Source organism: Mesorhizobium sp. U510 (genome assembly GCF_059180695.1).
This window is the reverse complement of sequence record NZ_CP180532.1, coordinates 5,196,831-5,217,213: the sequence shown is the minus strand read 5'-3', so window position 1 is coordinate 5,217,213 and position 20,383 is coordinate 5,196,831. Positions and strand designations below refer to the sequence as shown.

Annotated in this window: 20 protein-coding genes and 1 riboswitch; of the genes, 6 read left to right on the top strand and 14 right to left on the bottom strand. The window is 66.1% G+C overall.

Features of this window, described 5'->3' with window-relative positions; translation table 11 throughout:
• Positions 1-23: 23 nt before the first annotated feature.
• Genes cobS through ACLGL5_RS27060 form a run of 6 tightly spaced genes read right to left on the bottom strand, consistent with a single transcriptional unit; the run spans position 24 to position 5,310 of the window.
• A complete protein-coding gene (gene cobS, locus ACLGL5_RS27085) occupies positions 24-803 on the bottom strand; it encodes an adenosylcobinamide-GDP ribazoletransferase (protein WP_064983930.1) in 780 nt (259 codons plus the stop codon).
• Positions 800-2,119, bottom strand: coding sequence for a cobyrinic acid a,c-diamide synthase CobB (locus ACLGL5_RS27080; protein ID WP_069092425.1), 1,320 nt, complete (start codon positions 2,117-2,119; stop codon positions 800-802). The genes cobS and ACLGL5_RS27080 overlap by 4 nt, the downstream gene beginning before the upstream one ends.
• Positions 2,116-2,934, bottom strand: a complete 819-nt coding sequence (cobA, locus tag ACLGL5_RS27075; protein WP_069092424.1) for a uroporphyrinogen-III C-methyltransferase — start codon at positions 2,932-2,934, stop codon at positions 2,116-2,118. Before cobA ends, ACLGL5_RS27080 begins: the two co-directional genes overlap by 4 nt.
• Positions 2,931-3,695: a precorrin-4 C(11)-methyltransferase gene (cobM, locus tag ACLGL5_RS27070; RefSeq protein WP_038647521.1), complete on the bottom strand. Its 765-nt coding sequence runs from the start codon at positions 3,693-3,695 to the stop codon at positions 2,931-2,933. Before cobM ends, cobA begins: the two co-directional genes overlap by 4 nt.
• Positions 3,692-4,078: a cobalamin biosynthesis protein gene (locus tag ACLGL5_RS27065; protein ID WP_069092423.1), complete on the bottom strand. Its 387-nt coding sequence runs from the start codon at positions 4,076-4,078 to the stop codon at positions 3,692-3,694. Before ACLGL5_RS27065 ends, cobM begins: the two co-directional genes overlap by 4 nt.
• Positions 4,075-5,310 (bottom strand): bifunctional cobalt-precorrin-7 (C(5))-methyltransferase/cobalt-precorrin-6B (C(15))-methyltransferase, encoded by a 1,236-nt coding sequence (locus tag ACLGL5_RS27060; RefSeq protein ID WP_069092422.1) that lies wholly within the window; start codon positions 5,308-5,310, stop codon positions 4,075-4,077. Before ACLGL5_RS27060 ends, ACLGL5_RS27065 begins: the two co-directional genes overlap by 4 nt.
• 1 nt (position 5,311) lies before the next feature.
• On the opposite strand from ACLGL5_RS27060, the gene ACLGL5_RS27055 reads away from it, so the two are divergent.
• Complete coding sequence (locus ACLGL5_RS27055; RefSeq protein ID WP_038652893.1) at positions 5,312-6,073, top strand: cobalt-precorrin-6A reductase; 762 nt, start codon at positions 5,312-5,314, stop codon at positions 6,071-6,073.
• Here the strand turns inward: ACLGL5_RS27055 and ACLGL5_RS27050 are convergent.
• The 8 genes from ACLGL5_RS27050 to ACLGL5_RS27015 all read right to left on the bottom strand — a co-directional run bounded on the left by ACLGL5_RS27050 (position 6,037) and on the right by ACLGL5_RS27015 (position 16,024).
• On the bottom strand, positions 6,037-6,801 hold the full coding sequence (locus tag ACLGL5_RS27050; RefSeq protein WP_038647518.1) for a precorrin-3B C(17)-methyltransferase: 765 nt from the start codon (positions 6,799-6,801) through the stop codon (positions 6,037-6,039). The two genes, ACLGL5_RS27055 and ACLGL5_RS27050, sit on opposite strands and share 37 nt — an antisense overlap.
• On the bottom strand, positions 6,798-7,556 hold the full coding sequence (locus ACLGL5_RS27045) for a precorrin-2 C(20)-methyltransferase (protein WP_069092421.1): 759 nt from the start codon (positions 7,554-7,556) through the stop codon (positions 6,798-6,800). Before ACLGL5_RS27045 ends, ACLGL5_RS27050 begins: the two co-directional genes overlap by 4 nt.
• Positions 7,553-8,185, bottom strand: a complete 633-nt coding sequence (locus ACLGL5_RS27040; protein WP_038647514.1) for a precorrin-8X methylmutase — start codon at positions 8,183-8,185, stop codon at positions 7,553-7,555. Before ACLGL5_RS27040 ends, ACLGL5_RS27045 begins: the two co-directional genes overlap by 4 nt.
• Before the next feature lie 2 nt (positions 8,186-8,187).
• A complete protein-coding gene (cobG, locus tag ACLGL5_RS27035; protein ID WP_069092420.1) occupies positions 8,188-9,546 on the bottom strand; it encodes a precorrin-3B synthase in 1,359 nt (452 codons plus the stop codon).
• Positions 9,543-13,064 (bottom strand): cobaltochelatase subunit CobN, encoded by a 3,522-nt coding sequence (gene cobN / locus ACLGL5_RS27030; RefSeq protein ID WP_069092419.1) that lies wholly within the window; start codon positions 13,062-13,064, stop codon positions 9,543-9,545. The genes cobG and cobN overlap by 4 nt, the downstream gene beginning before the upstream one ends.
• An 18-nt stretch (positions 13,065-13,082) precedes the next feature.
• Complete coding sequence (gene cobW / locus ACLGL5_RS27025; RefSeq protein WP_069092418.1) at positions 13,083-14,120, bottom strand: cobalamin biosynthesis protein CobW; 1,038 nt, start codon at positions 14,118-14,120, stop codon at positions 13,083-13,085.
• A gap of 2 nt (positions 14,121-14,122) precedes the next feature.
• Positions 14,123-14,551: a DUF1636 family protein gene (locus tag ACLGL5_RS27020; protein WP_494372802.1), complete on the bottom strand. Its 429-nt coding sequence runs from the start codon at positions 14,549-14,551 to the stop codon at positions 14,123-14,125.
• Between the two features lie 39 nt (positions 14,552-14,590).
• Positions 14,591-14,795, bottom strand: a riboswitch (cobalamin riboswitch).
• Positions 14,796-14,824: 29 nt separating this feature from the next.
• Positions 14,825-16,024: a winged helix-turn-helix domain-containing protein gene (locus ACLGL5_RS27015; RefSeq protein WP_069092416.1), complete on the bottom strand. Its 1,200-nt coding sequence runs from the start codon at positions 16,022-16,024 to the stop codon at positions 14,825-14,827.
• Between the two features lie 332 nt (positions 16,025-16,356).
• On the opposite strand from ACLGL5_RS27015, the gene ACLGL5_RS27010 reads away from it, so the two are divergent.
• The 5 genes from ACLGL5_RS27010 to ACLGL5_RS26990 are packed head-to-tail and all read left to right on the top strand — an operon-like array spanning position 16,357 to position 20,379.
• Positions 16,357-16,722: an NADH-quinone oxidoreductase subunit A gene (locus tag ACLGL5_RS27010; protein ID WP_010910112.1), complete on the top strand. Its 366-nt coding sequence runs from the start codon at positions 16,357-16,359 to the stop codon at positions 16,720-16,722.
• The gene (locus ACLGL5_RS27005; protein WP_015317338.1) at positions 16,713-17,294 is read left to right on the top strand and encodes a NuoB/complex I 20 kDa subunit family protein; all 582 of its coding nucleotides are present in this window, start codon (positions 16,713-16,715) and stop codon (positions 17,292-17,294) included. The genes ACLGL5_RS27010 and ACLGL5_RS27005 overlap by 10 nt, the downstream gene beginning before the upstream one ends.
• A 4-nt stretch (positions 17,295-17,298) precedes the next feature.
• Complete coding sequence (locus ACLGL5_RS27000; protein WP_019858942.1) at positions 17,299-17,904, top strand: NADH-quinone oxidoreductase subunit C; 606 nt, start codon at positions 17,299-17,301, stop codon at positions 17,902-17,904.
• A gap of 9 nt (positions 17,905-17,913) precedes the next feature.
• Complete coding sequence (locus ACLGL5_RS26995; RefSeq protein WP_019858941.1) at positions 17,914-19,104, top strand: NADH-quinone oxidoreductase subunit D; 1,191 nt, start codon at positions 17,914-17,916, stop codon at positions 19,102-19,104.
• Positions 19,105-20,379: an NADH-quinone oxidoreductase subunit E gene (locus tag ACLGL5_RS26990; RefSeq protein ID WP_069092415.1), complete on the top strand. Its 1,275-nt coding sequence runs from the start codon at positions 19,105-19,107 to the stop codon at positions 20,377-20,379. It abuts the gene before it with no gap.
• Positions 20,380-20,383 lie beyond the last annotated feature (4 nt).

Below are 20,383 nucleotides of genomic sequence, written 5' to 3'. Positions count from 1 at the left end.
AAGGTCTCCGAAAGGGAATCAGGTCAAGAGGAAAGCGCTACGGAAGCGACGAGAAGCACCGCGATTTCGCTGACCTGCTGCAGGGCACCGATCGTGTCGCCGGTCTGGCCACCGATCTGGTTGAGGCAAAGGGCATGGAAGGCGGCAAAGAGCAGGCCAAGCAGGATGAGCGCGGCAATGGCGCCACCGGCTCCGAGCAGGAGCAGCGGGATCGCGCCGAGCACGGCGCCGGCGATGGCAGTTTCAAGCGAGACGGTACCGGCGCCGGCCGAGAGGCCGTCAGACCGCGCCGGCGGCAAGAGGTGCATGAAGACGCCCAGCACGCCGCGCGAGGCCGCATGCGCGGCAACAAGGGCAAAGAGAGCCTGGGTGGGATCCACCAGTTCCGAAAGCACGTTCCAGCGGATCAGCAGCGACAGCGCCAGCGCCATGGCACCATAGGCGCCGATGCGGCTGTCGCGCATGATGTCGAGTTTGCGGCCGCGCGACTTGCCGCCGCCAAAGCCGTCCGCGACGTCGGACAGTCCATCCTCGTGCAGGCAGCCGGTGGTGATCACGGTTGCAACGAGGGCAAGTGCCGCCGCCGGCCCCATGGCAAGGCCGAACCGTTCCGCCGTGGCAAAGACGATGGCGCCGATCAGCCCGACAAGGAGGCCGGCGACCGGTGCGGCCCAGATCGCGGCGGCAAGGCCGCGGCCGCGAAAGTCGAGGTCGGGCAAAGGCAGGCGGGTGAAGAAGACCAGGCAGAGCGCGACGTCGTCGAGGATTTGCCGGGGCGAAAGGGTCAAATTCGGGAGCTTCATGCACTGGCCCTCGCTATCGCATGGAAGAAGGTACCGCTGACATGACCACGCCGGTAGCCGGAAGCGCCGATCGGATTGCCCTGGCCGTCGGCAAGGTCGGCCAGAGGCTCGTCATTGCCGGTGGCCGTCATCTGCGCATAGTGGAATTCATGGCCGCGGATCAGCGCGCCTTGCGCGCCCAGCGGGCAATCGGCGCGCAACCGCGCCTCGCGATAGCCGAGATTCATCTTTCTCTTGGCGAAGCTGGTGGCATGGCCGAGCAGGCCAAGCATTCCGTGCGTCTCGCCGGAGGCATCCTCCAGCGCTTCCCCAAGCACCATGAAGCCGCCGCACTCGCCATGGATGGGCCTGGTCGCGCCGAAACGCGCCATTCCGGCATGGAAATTCGCAGCAGCGGCAAGCTTGCCGGCGTGAAGCTCGGGGTAGCCGCCGGGCAGCCAGCAGACGTCGCAACTGTCGTCGGGCGCCTCGTCGGCGAGCGGCGAGAACGGAACGATCTCCGCGCCGGCCTTGCGCCAATAGGCGGCAACGTGCGGGTAAAGGAAAGTAAAGGCGCCATCCTCGGCGAGCGCGATGCGTTGACCGGGCGGCTGCAGCGCGCCGGCGAAGCCGCCAGCCGCCGGAGCGAGGGGCGTCGCCAGCCTCATCACGGCATCGAGGTCGAGCGACTTCTCCGCCATGTCGGCCAGCCGGTCGAGATGCGCCATCAGATCATCATACTCGCCAGCCTGGACGAGGCCGAGATGCCGTTCGGGCAGGTTCAGCGTGGGATCGCGCAAGATGGCGCCGACGACAGGCAGGCCGATCGCCTCGATGGCGTCGCCTGACAGCTTGCGATGGCGTTCGCTGCCCAGCCGGTTGAGCACGACGCCGGCCATGCGCACATCCGGATCGTAGGTGGCGAAGCCCTTGGCGACAGCGGCCGCCGTGGTCGACTGGCCCGACACGTCGAGCACCAGCAGCACCGGCAGGCCGTAGAGCCGGGCAAGGTCGGCGGCAGAACCGGTTCGCCCAGGCGCGGCCGGAATGCCGTCGAACAGGCCCATGGCGCTTTCGAGGATGACGAAATCGGTGTCGTCGGCCTGTTGCGCGGCCAGCGCATTGAGCAGCGACGGCGGCATGGCCCAGCTGTCGAGATTGACGCCGGACAGGCCGGTGGCGGCGGTGTGGAAACCGGGGTCGATATAGTCGGGGCCGGATTTGGCGCCGCGCACCTTCAGGCCGCGCCGGGTGAGCGCGCGCAAGATGCCGATGGTGACGCTGGTCTTGCCCGAGCCGGAGCGCGGCGCGCCGATGATGATGGCGCGGGCGGTCATGCCTGCCCCCTCAGTGCCGCGCGCATGGCGACGATGCCGCCGACGACGATCAGCGCCGGCGAGGTCAGCCCTGCTGCGGCCGCTTCCTCGGCGATTGTGGTGAGCGTAGCGACGACGGTCCGCTCCTGCGGCGTGGTGGCGGCGACGATCACCGCCGCCGGCGTCGATGGAGCCAGCCCGCCGTCGAGCAGAGCTGCCGCGATCAAAGGCAAATTGGCCATGCCCATATAGACCACGACTGGCTGGCCGGTGCGGGCGATCGCCGCCCAGTCGATGTCGTCGTCGGTGCCGGCGGCGTGGCCGGTCGCCAGGATCACCGCCTTGTTGATGCCGCGCATGGTGGCCGGGATGCCGGTGGCGGCGAGCGCGCTCAGGCCGGATGTCAGGCCCGGCAGCACGCGGAATGGAATGGTTTCGCGTGCGAGCGCCAAGGCTTCTTCGCCGCCACGACCGAAAATATAGGGATCGCCGCCCTTGAGCCTGATAACGCGGCGGCCTTCGCGCGCCAGCCGGACCAGCAGAGCGGTGATGTCATCCTGCTTCATCGACGGCTGGCCGCCGCGCTTGCCGGCAAAGAACAGCTCGGCGTTTGCGGCAACGGCGACGACATCCGGCGAGACCAGCGCGTCGTAGACCAGCGCGTCCGCCTCGGCCAAAGCCGCCAGCACTTCCAGCGTCAGGCAGCCGGGGTCGCCGGGACCGGCGCCGGCCAGCCAGACATGGCCCGGCTCCAGTGGGCGCGGCTTGAAGTTCAGCCGGGCGAGCGCCTGTTCGAGCGTGGCGTTGCCGCCGTTGTTTTTGCTGCTGCCGCTCACAATCCGTCCCGTCCGCGAAAACGCCGCTGATAGTGGGCGTCGTACAATGAACTTTCGCCGAAACCTTCCGCCGCCAGTGAGCGGCCGACGAAGATGATCGCGGTGCGCTCCATCGGATCGGCGGCCAGCTGCGCCTCGATCGTTTCCAGCGTACCGGTCAGCACCCGCTCGTCCGGCCAGGAGGCGCGGAAGACGATCGCCACCGGACAATCGCCGCCATAATGCGGCGTCAATTCGGCGACGACGCGGTCGATGGCGTGGATGGCAAGATGAATGGCGAGCGTGGCGCCGGTGCGGCCGAAGCCTGCCAGCGTTTCGCCGGGCGGCATTTTTGAAGCGCGGCCGGAGACGCGGGTCAGCACCAGGCTTTGCGCGACTTCGGGAATGGTCAGCTCGCGGCGAAGTGCTGCGGCGGCTGCAGCGAAGGAGGGGACGCCTGGCGTCAGCGTGTAGGGTATGCCGTGCTTTTCCAGCCGGCGGATCTGTTCGGCAACCGCGCTCCACACCGACAGGTCGCCGGAATGCAGGCGGGCGACGTCGTGGCCTGCCTTGTGGGCCTCGACATAGGCCGCCTCGATCTCGTCGAGCGACATCGGCGCGGTGTCGATCAGCTTCGTTCCCGGCGCGCAATGCTGCAGCAATTCTGGCGCGACGATCGAGCCGGCATGCAGGCAGACCGGGCAGCTTGCCAGCAGCCTGGCGCCGCGCAGCGTGATGAGGTCGGCGGCACCCGGACCGGCGCCGATGAAATGAACGGTCATGGCGCGTCTCCGCTGACGGCGATGGCGCAGGTGACCGGGCCAAGCATGATGCGAGGGCCAAGCAGTTTTGCGCCGGCGCCGGCCACGGCAAGGGCGGATGCCTCGGAAACCGAGGGCGTGCCGGCGACTTCTTGCGACAGGTCGGAGTGGCTCAGCGTTTCCTCCGAGACGCCCCGAAGAGCCGCGTCATCGACGATGATGACCGGAAGGTTCAACGCGCGGCCGGCGGCGGCAATAGCTGCTTCATCCTTCTTAAGTGCGGCGGTGGCCAGTGCGGAAAGCGCCGTCATGGCCAGCCCATGCGCTTCCAGAGCGGTTTCAATCGCGGCAAGCACGTCTTCAACGCCAACGCCTTTTCGGCTGCCGATGCCCGCGACCATCATGGCTTCACCCAACTCCATTGGGTGACCGGCATGGCCGGCCGCCAGGCCTGCATCGAGCCGACCGGCGAGGCACGCGATATGTTTATCCGGATGAGGTCACCACCAAGCTTTGTGTGCTGCGCGAGAAGCAGGGCTTCCATCTCCAGCGTGACTGCATTGGCGACGAGCCGGCCGCCGGAACGCAGCGCCTTGATGGCAGCGTTCAACACGCCGGTATCGCTGCCGCCGCCGCCGATGAAGATCGCGTCCGGCGTGTCCAGCCTGGCCAGCGCCTTGGGTGCGCTGCCTTCCACCACGACAAGGCCGGGAACACCACAGGCGGCGGCGTTGCGGTGGATGCGGGCGGCGCGGCCCGGATCGGCTTCGATAGCGATCGTGCGCATCAAGGGGTGGGCGAGCATCCATTCGATGCCGATGGAGCCCGAGCCGGCGCCGATATCCCACAGCAATTCGCCGCGCCTCGGCGCCAGTGACGACAGGGTGACGGCGCGGATTTCGCGTTTGGTGATCTGGCCGTCATGGTCGAACAGATGATCGGCAAGACCAACCGTGAGTGGCAGGATGCGGGCTTGCGGATCCGAATCAATTTCTATGGCCAGCACATTGAGCGGATTGATGTTTTCGAGGTCGAAGGCATCGGCTCGAGTCGAGCGCTGGTTCTCCCTTGGACCGCCCAGAGCTTCCAGAACCGTCAAGCGCGAGGCGCCGAAATCGAGCTCGGTGAGCAAGCGGGCAATCGCAGCTGGCATTTCGGCATCCGACGTCAGCGCCAGGATGCGTGCTTCGGGCTGCAGCAGCGGCCGGATCAGGTCGAGCGGCCGGCCATGCAGCGAGACGATCTCGATATCCTGCAGCGCCCAGCCAAGGCGGGCGGCGGCCAGCGAAACGGCCGACGGCGCGGGGATGACATGCATCTCCCGGGGCTTGACCTTGCGGACGAGGGTGGCGCCGACGCCGTGAAAAAAAGGATCACCGGAGGCGAGCACACAGACGTTTCTGCCGGCAAGCGCCAGCACATCGGCCATGCCGGCATCGAAAGGAACCGGCCAGGGCCGCGGCTCGCCCTTGGCGAAGGACGCGACCAGCGCCAGATGCCGCTTGCCGCCGAAGATGATCTCGGCCTTGGCAATCCGCTGCTTGGCCTCGTCGCCGAGACCCGCTAAACCGTCCTCGCCGATGCCGATCACCGTCAGCCATTTAGGCCTGGCGCGGCGCGAACTTTCAGCAGGCATGATGACCCACCGCATTCTGATCCTCGGCGGCACCACGGAAGCCCGGCAACTGGCCGGCAAACTGGCGGTACGCGCTTCGGTCACGCTGTCTCTGGCCGGCCGCACCGAAAGCCCGGTCGCGCAAGGCGTGCCCGTGCGAAGCGGAGGCTTTGGCGGCGCCGAGGGGCTGGCGGCCTATCTCAGGGAGGCCGGCACCGACCTGATGATCGACGCCACGCATCCTTACGCAGCGCGAATCTCCGCCAATGCCGCGCAAGCGGCGCGGCTGACCGGCGTGCCGATCCTTGCTTTGCGCCGTCCGGGCTGGGAGCCGGTCGATGGCGACCGCTGGACTGAGGTCGATACAACAAGCGACGCCGCGCAAACGGCTGGTCCGGCGCCGCGGCGCGTCTTCCTGGCGCTTGGCCGGCAAGAGGTTGCCGCTTTCGAAGCAGCCCCCCAGCATCACTACCTCATTCGCAGCGTCGATCCCGTCGAGCCGAAGCTGGCCGTGCCGGATGTGAGCTATCTGCTGGCTCGCGGACCGTTTGGCGAGGCGGAAGAACGCGCGCTGCTCGAAGAGCACCGCATCGAAGTCGTCGTGTCCAAGAACAGCGGCGGCGCCGCCACTTACGGCAAGATTGCCGCCGCGCGGGCGCTTGGCATCGACGTGGTCATGGTCCGCAGGCCTGATCTGCCGGACGTGCCTTCGGCTGAAACCGTCGATGAGCTCGCCGCAATGGTCGATCATTTTGTCGAGCCTGCTGCAGAACGAGGCGTGTAGACCAGCGCCGGTTTGTCGCCGCGCTTTATGATGCGGGTTTCCGGCGAGCCGATGATGATGCAGGTCGCCATGTCGGCCTTTTGCGCGTCGACGTCAGCCAGCAGATAAACTTCGATGCGCTCGTCCGGACGGCCGGCGGCGCGGCCGAAAATGACAGGCGTGGTGCCGGGCAGGATCGCGGTCAGGCATTCGAAGGCGCGGCCGAGCTGCCAGGGGCGCGCCTTGCTGATCGGGTTGTAGAGCGCAATGACGAAGCCAGCGCCGGCAGCTGCCAGAAGGCGCAGTTCGATCAGCTCCCAGGGTTTCAGATTGTCGGAAAGCGAGATGGCGCAGAAATCATGGCCGAGCGGCGCGCCGATGCGGGCGGCAACGGCAAGCATGGCCGTGATGCCGGGCACGACGGCGACATCGACCGCGCGCCATTCGGCCGGCCCGGCCTCGATCGCCTCGCAGACGGCGGCCGCCATGGCGAAGACTCCGGGATCGCCGCCGGAAACCACGGCGACGTCATGGCCCTCGGCGGCCTTGATCAAGGCATCCTTGGAGCGGGCGAGTTCCTCGCGGTTGTCGGACGCGACACGGGTCTGGTCGGGGCGCAGATGCAGCCGGTCGAGATAGGGTTTGTAGCCATAGAAGAATTTCGCCTCGGCCACGGCACGGCTGGCTTCCGGGGTGACCTGGTCGGTATTGCCAGGCCCGAGGCCGATGACAGTGAGACGGCCGCTCATGCCTGCGCTCCCAGCGCGCCGGGCCGGCCTGACCAGCCGGCGACCAGTACAATGGCGAAGTAGGGGGCCTTGTCGTCCTGTTTGTCGGCGAGCTTCATCGAGACGCTGCCGGCCATGGTGCCGCGCTCGACATAGATGGCGCGCGTCAGCTTGCCGGTGGCCTCCAGCGCCCGCCTGATCTTGGGCAGATTGCGGCCGACCTTCATGATGACGGCGGCATCGGTGTCGGCCAGCCGGCGCGTCAGTTCGAACTCGCTCATCGTGCCGGGCAGCACGGTCAGCACATCGTCGCCCTGGACGATCGGCACACCGGTTTGCGACCAGCAGCCGGACATTGCGGTGACGCCGGGGATGACCTCGGTCGGGAAACGATGGGCGAGGCGCACATGCAGATGCATGTAGGAGCCGTAGAACAGCGGGTCGCCCTCGGACAGGACGGCAACCATCCTGCCGGCTTCGAGATGTTCGGCGACCTTTTGCGCCGACTCCTCGTAGAAACCGGTGATCTGCGAGCGGTAGTCGTCGTGATCCTTGTCGATCTCGGTTGTGACGGGATAGAGCAGCGGCAGTTCCAGCATGTCCGGCCGGAAGCGCGCCTCGACGATGGCGCGCGCGTTGCTGTTGTTGCCGCGCTTGGCGAAATAGGCGACGACATCGGCCTCGGCCAAGGCCCGCGCGGCCTTCAGCGTCAACAGTTCAGGATCGCCGGGACCGGTGCCGACGCCGACAAGGCGGCCTTTTGCAAGCGCGTTCACAGGCCGGGCCTCGCCAGCGAATTGAGCGCTGCGGCGGTCATGGCGCTGCCGCCAAGCCTGCCGCGCACGATGGCGTAGGGCACGCCATAGGAATTCTCGGCCAGCGCATCCTTCGATTCGGCCGCACCGACGAAGCCGACCGGCATGCCGATGATGGCCGCCGGCTTCGGTGCGCCGTCGCGCAGCTTCTCCAGGAGGTAGAAGAGTGCGGTCGGCGCATTGCCGATGGCGACGACCGAACCGGCCATGCGTTCGCCCCACAGGTCGATGGCGGCGGCCGAGCGGGTGTTGCCGATCTCCCTGGCGATGTCGTGCGTGCGCGAGTCGCGCAGCGTGCAGATCACCTCGTTGCCGGCCGGTAGCCTGGCGCGGGTGACGCCATGGGAGACCATCTCCGCGTCGCAGAAGATCGGCGCGCCGGCGGCAAGAGCCTTGCGCGCGGCGGAGACGAAGTCGGGCGAAAAGACGAAATGGCTTGATGCTTCGACCTGGCCGCAGGCATGGATCATGCGGGTCGCCACATCGGCCTCGGCGTCGGAAAAGCGCGACAGGTCGGCCTCGGCACGGATGATGGCGAAGGAGCGCTCGTAGATCGCTGTGCCGTCGTGGATGTAGTCGTAGGCGGCCATGCTCATTTCCGTTTTTTAGTTTGGGCCTGTCGGTAAGTCTCGGCGATTGCCGCCGGCCCGAGCCTTGTCAGGCAGGCGGCGGCGGTCTCGCCCTGGAATCGTGCGCTGCGGATCAGCGCAGCGACGCGACTGAAGCCGCGCGCGGCGTCATAGCCCGGCCTGTAGCCGGCAGGAAGAGCCTTTGCCGTCGCGTTCACGACAAGTCCGGCTCCATTTTCGCCGCCGACGATTGTGAGCGCCGCCGGGCCGGGATGCGCGCAGCCCTTGGCGCAGCCGGAAATGTGCAGGGTGAAGTCAAGGATGTCGGCGTTTTCCGTGGCGATCGTCTCGGCGATGTCGCGGGTGGCGATGCGGCCGGAGGCGCAAGCCGGCGTGCCGGGGCAGGCGGCGATGCGCGTGCGCGGGTCGGCGGCGGAGGTGACGAAGCCGAGGGTGGCGGCGATAGCCTGGAGGGGTTGGTTGGTGTCCGTCGGCTGGCCAAGGAAGAGCAGAGCGCGGCCTGGGGCGAGGCGGATTTCGGTGGTGCCGAGGGTCACGGCGCTTTGCGCAAGGTCGAGGATTTTATCCGCCGGCATGCTGCCGTAGGGGAGGGCAATGCCGAGGGTGAAAGTGTCGCCGGCTAAGGGAAAAGGGCCGATAGGTTTGCGCGAGGCGCCCCCCTCTGTCCTGCCGGACGCCTCGCGCAAACCTGTCAAGCATAGCCAACCTGCTAGAGACACCAACTGCCGCTCCGACAAGTCCCGCGCATGCGCCTCACGGCCTTTTTCAGCGACCATCCTGAGTGCAGCCACGGCTATGTCTCTGGCGGCATCCGCATCGACCGTTGCCAGCACCTTCGCGTTTTGGCCATCGCCGGCAACCGATACGCTCCAAACGATGCCGTTGTCGGCCCGTACCGCCTTCAGCCGCACATCGGTCGTCACCGCATCCATCGTCAGTTGCCCGCCGCCATCCACCACGACAGACACCTTCGGCCCGAGCCTTGGCGTCAGCCCGGCCTCGTCAACCGCCACCCTGACCCGCTCAGCCAGTGGTCGTGGATCGGCAACCTCCTGCGGATCGATGCCCGCCAGCGGCCCCGTCTCGATCGGCACGCCGGTGCGCACCGCAATGCCCAGCGCGTCGACCTCCGCCGTCAGCAGCGCAGCGCTATCCGCCGTCAACCCGCGAATCTGCAGGCTGCCGCGCGCTGTCACTTCCATGATGCCGTTGCCATGCCGCAGGGCGGATTCGGCCAGACCGATCAACAGCTTCGGCGAAAACGCTCCAGCAACCGGGTTGAGCCGCACCAGCAGTCCATCGCCGGTCTGCATCGGCGCCGACAGGGCCGGGCAGGCGCCGCGACGTGAGAAGGCGTTCATGCCGCCACTCCCAGCGCCTCGGCCTCTGCAATCAGCGCGGCGAGATCGTCGTCGATGGAATTGCGCAAGGGATGCCAGAGGCCGCGCCGGCGCGCCGACAGGAAACGCTCGGCAATGACTTTCGCCGCCGCCGGGTTTTCCCGAAGGATAAAGGCGCGAACATCCGCGTTGCCGACATAGGCGTCGTGCACGGCCTCGATCAGCGCGCCCGATATGGCATGCGTGGTTTCGGCGAAGCCGACCAGCCGGTCGACCGTCTCGGCGAATTCAGAGGCGCCGCGTGGGCCGTGCCGCATCTGGCCTGAGATGAAGCGGGCATTGACAGCGCGGGCGCGCACCACGCGCGATACGGCCTCACTGATCGAGCGCGGCTTCGGCATTTGCGGGTCCGTCGTATCGAGCACGATGACGTCGGCATTCCGGCCAAGCGCCGCAAGCGCGGCTGAAAAGCCGCCGATGAAGGCGACGTCGGCGGAGCCTTCGAGAATGTCGCGGCCGGGGTCGTCGCCGGTGTGGACCAGAAGATCGGCCTCGGCGATGCGGGTTTCGAAGGCGCCGGGCGCGGAGACGCCTTCGCCGGCTTCGCCGCCATAGGCGTGCGAGGTGGCGTCGAGATAGGCGCGGCCGATCTCTTCACGCGCGCCCCAGTCGCCGCTCGACAGGAGATTCTCGACGCCGGCGCCATAGGTGCCGGGTGAGGTGCCGAAAATGCGCGGGCTGATCTTGCCATCGGCGCGGGTCCGGGCCGCGAGCGGGTTTTCCGAATCTTCTTCATCGCGGGCTGCAACGGCGTTGGCGGCGGCGTCGATCAACGCGATCTGGGTCGGGAACATGTCGCGGAACAGGCCCGATATGCGCCAGGTGACGTCGACGCGCGGGCGGCCGAGCGTCGCCGGCGGCAGCACTTCGATGCCGGTGATGCGGCCGGTGGCGGCATCCCATTGCGGCCGGCAGCCCATCAGCGCCAGGCCCTGCGCGATCTCCTCGCCGCCGGTGCGCAATGAGGCCGAGCCCCAGAGATCGATGACCAGCGAACGCGGCCAGTCGCCATGCGATTGCAGATAGCCGCGCACCACTTCTTCCGCCGCCGCCTTGCCCAGATCATAGGCGGTCGGCGTCGGCATGGTGCGTGGATCCGACGTGAACAAATTGCGGCCGGTGGGCAGCACGTCGGAACGTCCGCGCGCCGGCGCGCCGGCCGGGCCGGCCTTGACGTGGCGGCCATCGAGCGCGGCAAGCAGCGCCGACCTTTCAGCCTCGGCACTTTGGCGGCGCATAGCGTCGGGCTCGTCGTCAGCCGCGCGGCCATAGATATGCAGGCCATCCTTGATGGCGAAATCCTTGAGGTCACAGAGCCAGGCATCGATGCGGCGCAGCGCTTCGTCGGGCGCGTCGGTCCTGGCGACACCGGCTTCGGCGGCGAGGCCAGTTTTCTGCGCGGTGTCGACGATCAGTTTTGCCAGGCGGTCGCGGCGGCGGCGGTCGAGGCCGTCGGCCTGGGCGTATTCATCGACCAGGCGCTCGAGTTTGTGCTGATCTTCGTCAAGTCCCGCACCGGCCAGCGGCGGTGGCAGATGACCGAGGGTGACGGCGGCGATGCGCCGCTTGGCTTGTGCTGCCTCGCCGGGATTGGAGACGATGAAGGGATAGATGACGGGCAGGGCGCCGGTGACGATCTCGGGGAAGCAGGCCTTTGACAGCGCGACAGTCTTGCCCGGCAGCCATTCCAGCGTGCCGTGGGCGCCGACATGGATCAGGGCGTGGACGCCGAGAGATTTGCGCAGCCAGAGGCCGAAGGCGAGCAGGGCGTGGCGTGGCGGGAGTGTCGGGTCGTGGTAGTCGGCGCGGCGGTCGGCCGAGCGGCCGCGGTCGGGGGCGAGGGCGACGGTGATGTTGCCGAAGGTCGTGGCGCGGAAGGGGAAGTGCAGCGAGGTCGGCGCTTGAACACCCCCCTCTGTCCTGCCGGACATCTCCCCCGCAGGGGGGGAGATTACGCTGTCATCTCTGCCCTCGCCAATCTCCGACGTTGCAAGAGTGGCCTTAGCGCTGAAACTGCCAATCTCCCCCCTTGCGGGGGAGATATCCGGCAGGACAGAGGGGGGTGCCTGGCGCAAACCTGTCTTGTCTTCCGCTTTCCCCCACGCCGCCTCAACAGCAGTCATTGCCTCGACAGGCAGGTCTCGTGAAAGGTCGAGATACTCATCCAATCCCAACCCACCATCGCCCCGCTCCAGCAAATCCAGCAATTCCCGAGGCGATTGCGGGATCCCTTCAACCCCGTAGCCCTGTTCCTTCAGGTCGTGCAGCATCGCCAGCACGCTCGACGGCACGTCGAGGCCGACGGCATAGCCGGTACGGCCAGGCGCGCTGGGATAGTCCGGGATCAGGATGGCGAGCTTGCGCGTCGCGCGGGGCGTCTCCTGCAGGCGAATGAAGGCTGCCACGCGGTCAGCGACCTGCGCGACGCGATCCGGTTCCGACCGGTTGGCGAAGGCGCGGTGGCCAAGCGCGGGATCGACATCGCTTTCACCCTTGAAGGAAATCGCGCCGGCGAGGATGCGGCCGTCCAGTTCTGGCAGCACGACATGCATGGCGAGGTCGGCGGGCGCCAGGCCACGCTGGTTATTCTCCCAGATGTCGCGGCGGGTGGTGGCGACGATGACCTGGAAAACGGGCACGCCGGCGCGGTCGAACAGGGTTTCAACGCCGGGTTCGGCGCCGGAAGCGAAGGCGGTCGCGGCGATGATGGCAACGGGTCTGAGCTTGGCGATGGCGGTTTCCGCGAAGGCCAGGGATGTCGGGTCTTTGAGGCCGGAGACGAAGATGGGGACAGGCGTCATGCCGCGCTGCCGCAGCGCGTCGAAAAGGGCGTCGATGGGTGCGACGTCGGCGGCCAGCAGCATCGAGCGGTAGAAGAGAATGGGCACGACCTTTCCCTCTCCCTCAAGGGCGAGGGGGACGACGCCGCGGCCTGGCTCGTAGTAGCCGGCCTTCGGCACCGCCACCGGCTCAACAACGGCCGCGTCCTGCCCAGCCAGCCTGGCCAGCCGCTGCACCAGCGCGCCCATATTGGCCGGGCCGCCCTCGCGGAAATAGCCGAGCAGGGCGTCCAATTCCCAGCGCGGCAGCGTCGAGGCTTCGATCAGCCTGATATCCTCGTCATGGCTTTCACCGGGCAGCAGCGCCAGTTTTATGCCGCGTTCCCGAGCGGTCGAGGCCAGCTGGTCGCAGCCGTAGCGCCACCAGTCGTAGCCGCCGAGGATGCGTACCAGGATGATCTTGGCGTGGCGGGCGACGCTGTCGACCCAGAGGTCGACGGACATAGGGTGGCGCAGGTCGCGAAGCGCCGCCAGCCGCATCGAGGGCAAACGGCCGGCATCCGCCTTCCAGGCGGCCGCCAGCCCGGCGAGGTCGCTGTCGGTGAAGGACAGGGCCACGATATCCGCCGGCGTCTGCCGCAGATCGACCGGCTCGGCGAGATCGTCGAGCGAGGCGGAGGTCGTGGTGAGGATATGCATCGCGGCCCGTGTCTGAACTCAGCCGGCGAGTATACGCTCGATTGCCGGGCGGTTCAGCCCCTTGAGGCCGATGACGACCAGGCGCGAACGGCGGTCGTCCTCGGCGGTCCAGGCGCGGTCATAGTAATGATTGACGCGCGGGCCGACGGCCTGCAGCAAGAGCCGCATCGGCTTGCCGCCGACCTCGACGAAGCCTTTCACGCGCAGCACGTTTTCCTGTTCGGCGGCGGCGGCGACGCGTTGTGCCAGCTCATCCGGATTGGCGATCGAGGGAATGTCGACGATGAAGGTGTCGAAGTCGTCATGCTCGTGGTCGAAGGCGCCGTCATGATGGGATTTGCGGTTCTCGATGTCGTCCTCGACGGCGAGACCGAGCCCGAGCAGCACGGAGGGATCGACCTTGCCATGCGAGGTCGGCACGATCTTCACGGCACGGGCGGAGTGTTCGCCGATGATGGCGTTGGCGCGGGCCGAACCGGCGGCGTCCATAAGATCGCTTTTCGACAGGATGATCAGGTCGGCGCAGGCGATCTGGTCCTCGAACAGTTCCTCGACCGGGTCGTCATGGTCGAGGCTACCATCTTGCGCGCGCTGCGCCTGCAAGGCGTCCATGTCGTTGGCGACCCGGCCTTCGGCCAGTGCGGGACCGTCGACCACGGCGATGACGCCATCGACGGTGACGCGGCTCTTCACCGTCGGCCACTGGAATGCCTGGACCAGCGGCTTGGGCAGGGCCAGGCCCGAGGTCTCGATCAGGATGTGATCGACCTTGGGGTTGAGCGACAGGATCTGGTCGAGCGCCGGCACGAAATCGTCGGCCACGGTGCAGCAGATGCAGCCATTGGCCAGTTCGACGATGTTTTCCTCCGGGCAGGTGTCGATGCCGCAGCCCTTCAGAATCTCGCCGTCGATGCCGATGTCGCCGAACTCGTTGACGATGATGGCAATGCGCTTGCCGCCGGCGTTTTCCAGGAGATGGCGGACCAGCGTCGTCTTGCCGGCACCAAGGAAGCCGGTGACGACGGTGCAGGGGACGCGGGTGACGGAAGCGCTCATGATCAATCCTTCAGCAGGTTGAGGGGAGGAATGCGGGCAACGAGGCCGCGCTTGAGGGAATTGGGCCGACCGCGCCATGGAATGAGGCCGTCGGTCGAGGTGGCGAAGAGTTTGGCGCCGGTGACGAGGTCGGCGCCGCTGGTCGCGGTCAGGTCGCCGAAGACATAGCTCCAGCAACCGTCGCGCAGGATCGCGGCGCTCAGCCGGCGCTTGCAATTGCCGAGGCACTCGACCGTGCGGATGCGGATGTCATCGCTCGCAGCGGCTTGGCGCGTGTCTTCGGCTAGCAGTTCGCCGGCGCGGGGATGGGCGTCGGAGCCGGTCTCGTCGCGGCAGGAGGCGCAGACGATGACGGTGACGCCGGCCAAGGCATCCCCGTCGGCGGACGAATTGTCCGCTGTGCCAGCCGAAAAACTGCTGTTCTGGTCCAAAAACCGGGCTCCTTGCCCGGAAACCCGCCGGGCGATCGGATTCTTTTGTCGCAGACGGCAGGTCTCCTGGCTCGCGGGTCATCGCCTTGGGTGCCGCCTTCCCGGGAACGTCCCAGTGGCTTTCGGCCTTGGCTCTTCGCTTACAGTTGCGGGGACAGCCGCGGATTTGAGATCGAAATCCCGCACCGCATTCCCTCTTAGCCCCTGCCGTTGCGGGCAAGGGACCGTCTGGAGCGGATTTAGGCTTTTGCAGGCAGCGGTGTCAACGCGCGGCTACGACATGGCGATGTCGGCGAGCGCCGGACCCAGATCGCCGGCGGGTGTCACTTCGATGCGTTCAAGGCCAAGCCAGCCCTGCATCTGCTGCAGTTCCTCGAAGAGTTGCGCGGCGGTTTCAGGTGGCGCGCCGGGTTCGGCGTAGGCGGCGTGGATGCGCAGGACGCTGGCCGGCCGGTCAGCCTTGAGGTCAACGCGGGCGACGATCCGGTCGCCGAGCAGGAAGGGCAGGACGTAATAGCCGTATTGGCGCTTCTCAGCCGGCGTGTAGATCTCGATGCGGTAGTGGAAATCGAACAGCCGCTCCGAGCGCGAGCGCTCGAAGACGACCGGGTCGAACGGCGCCAACAGTGCGCGGGCCTCGATTTTCCGGGGCAGGCGGGCGTCCTTATGAAGGTAGGCCGGCTTGTCCCAGCCCTCGACACGCACCGGCAGCAATTCGCCCAGCTCGACCAGTTCCTCCAGCCGGCCTTTCATGTCGGCCGGCGATAGCCGAAAGTAGTCGCGCAGGTCGCCTGATGTCGCCACGCCATGGGCGCGGGCAGAAATGCGCAGCAATTCGCGGTGCGCGTCCTCGGCTGGCGGCACGGGCAGGTCGAGGATCGCCTGCGGCAGCACGCGCTCGGGCAAATCATAGAAGCGCTCGAAGCCGCGGCGGTGCGCCGTGGTGATGCGCCCGGCCCAGAACAGCCATTCGAAGGCATGCTTGGCATGGCTCCAGCCCCACCAGCCGCCCGAACCTTTCTGACCTTCCAGCGCCGAAGCGGCGATCGGGCCGCGCGCGGCGACCTCGCGGTAGATCTCTTCTATATAGGCGGCGTGCTCGCGGCCCCATTTGGCCAGGCCCAGATACATCTCGTCGCCCTGCTCGGCGCGCTGCATGCGCCAGCGCATCAGCGGATAGGTCTCGACCGGCAGGAAGGAAGCCTCATGCGCCCAGTATTCGAAGACGGTGCGCTTGCGCGTCACGGCGGCATTGTCGAGCAAGGTCAAGGGATAGGGGCCAAGGCGGGAATAAAGCGGCATATAATGCGCGCGCACCACCGCGCTGACGGAATCGATCTGCAGCAGGCCGGTGCGGGAGAGCACGCGGGCGAAGTGGCGGCGATCGGGTGTGCCATTTGGGCGGGGATCGAGAAACCCCTGTGCGGCGAGCGCGATGCGCCGGGCCATGGCAAGCGAGATTTTTTCCTTCATGCAGGTATCACTCTGGGCGCTTCTGCTGTGGGTCTGACGGGTGATTCCAGCCCATGCTAGCAGGGTTTTAGCGGCAACCCTGTCAGGAGAGAAAAGTGGAGTAAAAAACGAAGGAAATCAAACAGGAGCGGATCGGACCAGTTTCTCCGGATATGCCGTCCAGGTCGGCGTTTTGAACAAGGTTTGACTTGCTTCGCTGGAAGTGCTGCGCTAACCCTCGCCGCGTTGCAGCATAGGCCCCTTAAAACGGTTCAGCGGTTAATCTGTCACGCTTCCGCATTAAGGTCCGGTGCTGTAATCAAAGTGGATTGGCGCCAACGGAAAGCCGCTGCATGAACGCACTTCTCAGTTCGTACCTGCCCATCGTCCTGTTCATCGGCGTGGCGCTGGTCGTCGGCCTGGCGCTGCTGGCCGCACCGTTCCTTGTGGCCTACCGCAATCCCGATCCCGAAAAGCTTTCCGCCTACGAGTGCGGTTTCAACTCGTTCGACGATGCCCGCATGAAATTCGACATCCGCTTCTACCTGGTGTCGATCCTGTTCATCATCTTCGACTTGGAAGTGGCCTTCCTTTTTCCCTGGGCGGTGTCCTTCTCGAAGATCGGCATGCTGGGTTTCTGGTCGATGATGGTGTTTTTGGCAGTGCTGACCATCGGCTTTGCCTATGAATGGAAAAAAGGAGCGCTGGAATGGGATTGAACGACAGTTCAGGCACCCTCGTCGCGCCGAAGCCGAAGGGCATCATCGATCCCAACACCGGCCGGCCGGTGGGGGAGGACGATCCCTTCTTCCTCGAAATCAACAATGAGCTTGCCGACAAGGGTTTCCTGGTCACCTCGACCGAGGCGCTGATCACCTGGGCGCGCTCGGGCTCGCTGATGTTCATGACCTTCGGTCTGGCATGCTGCGCCGTCGAGATGATCCACACCTCGATGCCGCGCTACGATTCGGAGCGCTTCGGCGTCGCGCCGCGTGCGTCACCGCGCCAGTCCGACATCATGATCGTCGCCGGCACGCTGACCAACAAGATGGCGCCGGCGCTGCGCAAGGTCTACGACCAGATGCCGGAGCCGCGCTACGTCATCTCGATGGGCTCCTGCGCCAATGGCGGCGGCTACTACCACTATTCCTATTCGGTGGTACGCGGCTGCGACCGCGTCGTGCCTGTCGACATCTATGTGCCCGGCTGCCCGCCGAGCGCCGAAGCTTTGCTCTACGGCATTCTTCTCCTGCAGAAGAAAATCCGCCGCACCGGCACGATCGAACGGTAAATCCATGGCCGCATCCCTTAGCGAACTGTCGACCTATCTCGGCGAAAGGCTGATCGGTCGCGTCAATGGCGCTGACATTGCCTATGGCGAGCTCACCATTCATGTCGAGCCGCGCGACCTCATCGAAGTCGTGACTTTCCTGCGCGACGATGCGCGCTGCCAGTTCATCTCGATCATCGATGTCTGCGGCGCCGACTATCCGTCGCGGGCCAAGCGCTTCGACGTCGTCTATCACCTGCTGTCGCCGAAACAGAATGTGCGCATTCGCGTCAAGGTGCAGGCCGACGAGGAGACGATGGTGCCGTCGATCACCGGGGTTTTCCCCGGCGCCGACTGGTTCGAGCGCGAGACCTACGATCTCTATGGCGTGCTGTTCTCGGGCCATCCCGATCTGCGCCGCCTGCTGACCGACTACGGTTTCGAAGGCCATCCGCTGCGCAAGGATTTCCCGCTGACAGGCTTCGTCGAAGTGCGCTACGACGACGAAGCCAAGCGCGTCATCTACGAGCCGGTCGAGCTCAAGCAGGAATTCCGCAATTTTGATTTTCTTTCCCCTTGGGAAGGCACCGACTACGTGCTGCCCGGGGACGAAAAAGCCAAGACGAATTGAGGCGCCAGAATGGCTGAGACCTCCGTCCGCAATTTCAACATCAATTTCGGCCCGCAACATCCTGCGGCGCACGGCGTTTTGCGCCTCGTGCTGGAGCTCGACGGCGAAGTCGTCGATCGCGTCGATCCGCATATCGGGCTGCTGCATCGCGGCACCGAAAAGCTGATCGAGGCAAAAACCTATCTGCAGGCTGTGCCTTATCTCGACCGGCTCGACTATTGCGCGCCGATGAATCAGGAACATGCCTTCGCACTGGCCGCCGAACGCCTGCTCGGCATCGAAGTGCCGAGGCGCGGCCAGCTGATCCGCGTGCTCTATTGCGAGATCGGCCGCATCATGTCGCACATCCTCAATGTGACGACGCAGGCGATGGACGTCGGCGCGCTGACGCCGCCGCTGTGGGGTTTCGTCGAGCGCGAAAAGCTGATGGTGTTTTATGAGCGCGCCTCCGGCTCGCGCATGCATGCCGCCTATTTCCGGCCCGGCGGCGTCCATCAGGACCTGCCGCGCCAGCTGGTCGAGGACATCGGCAAGTGGATCGACCCGTTCCTGAAGTCGATCGACGACCTCGACAAGCTGCTGACCGGCAACCGCATCTTCAAGCAGCGCAATGTCGATATCGGCATTGTTTCGCTGGCCGATGCCTGGGCCTGGGGCTTTTCGGGCGTCATGGTGCGCGGTTCGGGCGCGGCCTGGGATCTGCGCAAGTCGCAGCCCTATGAATGCTATTCGGAAATGGATTTCGACATTCCGATCGGCAAGAACGGCGACTGCTACGACCGTTACCTCGTGCGCATGGAAGAAATGCGCCAGTCGGCCAGGATCATGCGCCAGTGCGTCGATCTTCTACTCGGCAAGGAAAGCACCGGCCCGGTGTCGAACCTCGACGGCAAGGTCGTGCCGCCCAAGCGCGCGGCGATGAAGCGTTCGATGGAAGCGCTGATCCACCACTTCAAGCTCTACACCGAGGGCTATCGCGTGCCGGCCGGCGAGGTCTATGCGGCCGTCGAGGCGCCGAAGGGCGAATTCGGCGTCTATCTCGTCTCCGACGGCACCAACAAGCCGTATCGCTGCAAGCTGCGCGCGCCCGGTTTCGCGCATCTGCAAGCCATGGATTTCCTGTGTCGCGGCCACATGCTGGCCGACGTCACCGCCGTTCTTGGCTCCCTCGACATCGTGTTTGGTGAGGTCGATCGCTAAATGTCAGTCCGCCGTCTCGCAGAAGCCAGCGTCCAGCCAGCATCCTTCGCCTTCAACCGGGCGAACGCGGCAGCGGCGAAGCAATGGATCAAGAAGTACCCGAAGGGCCGCGAGCAGTCGGCGATCATTCCGCTGCTGATGCTGGCGCAAGAACAGGAAGGCTGGGTCACCAAGGCGGCGATCGAGACGATTTCGGACATGCTCGGCATGCCCAGGATTCGCGGGCTCGAGGTCGCGACCTTCTACACGCAGTACCAGCTCAATCCGGTCGGCACCCGCGCGCACATCCAGGTCTGCGGCACCACGCCCTGCATGCTGCGCGGCTCGGAAGCGCTGATGGATGTCTGCCGCTCGAAAATCCATCACGACCAGTTCCACACCAACGACAAGGGCACCTTGTCGTGGGAAGAAGTCGAGTGCCTCGGCGCCTGTGTCAACGCGCCGATGGTGATGATCTTCAAGGATACGTTCGAGGATCTGACGCCGGAACGCCTGGCCGAAATCATCGATCTCTACGATGCGGGCAAGGGCGCCTCGGTGGTGCCGGGACCGCAGAATGGCCGCACCGGCTCGGAGCCGGCCTCTGGTCTCACGACGCTGAAAAGCGAAAAGGCGATCCTCAAGTCGACCCGCGACCGGGAAGCCAGGGAGGCAGCGAAGGCCGCCAAGGCGGCACCCGACGCGATCATTGCGGCGCCCGTTCCGGCACCCGCTCCCGTCGCACCGTCCAACGCCAGCAAGCCGAAGACCGACGCGCCTGAAACCAGCCCGGCGTTGAAGACACCCTCAAAGACCAAGGTGGCGCCGGCGGCGGAGAAGGCGGCGAGTGTTTCGGCGCCGCCGCATTCGGCCGCCAACGCCAACAAGGCAGCGCCGGAAGTCGAGAAGGTCTCCAAGCAGCGCAATGGGCCGAAGGCCAAGGCCGAACCGGCCTCTGCCTTCAAGGCGCCGGAAGCCAAGGCGCCGGCGGCAAAGCCCGCAAAACCGTCGCTGGAGGACAAGAACCGTCCGGCCGGTATCGACAGGCCGACCGCGGTCGACGATCTCAAGCTGATCTCCGGCGTTGGCCCGAAGATCGAGGGCGTCCTGCATACGCTGGGCATCTTCACCTTCGCGCAGGTCGCTTCCTGGAAGAAGGCCGAGCGCGAGTGGGTGGACGGCTATCTCTCCTTCCACGGCCGCATCGAGCGCGACGACTGGGTCAAGCAGGCCAAGGCGCTCGCCAAGGGCGGCGTCGCCGAATACATCCGCGTCTTCGGCAAGAAGCCGGTCTGAGGGA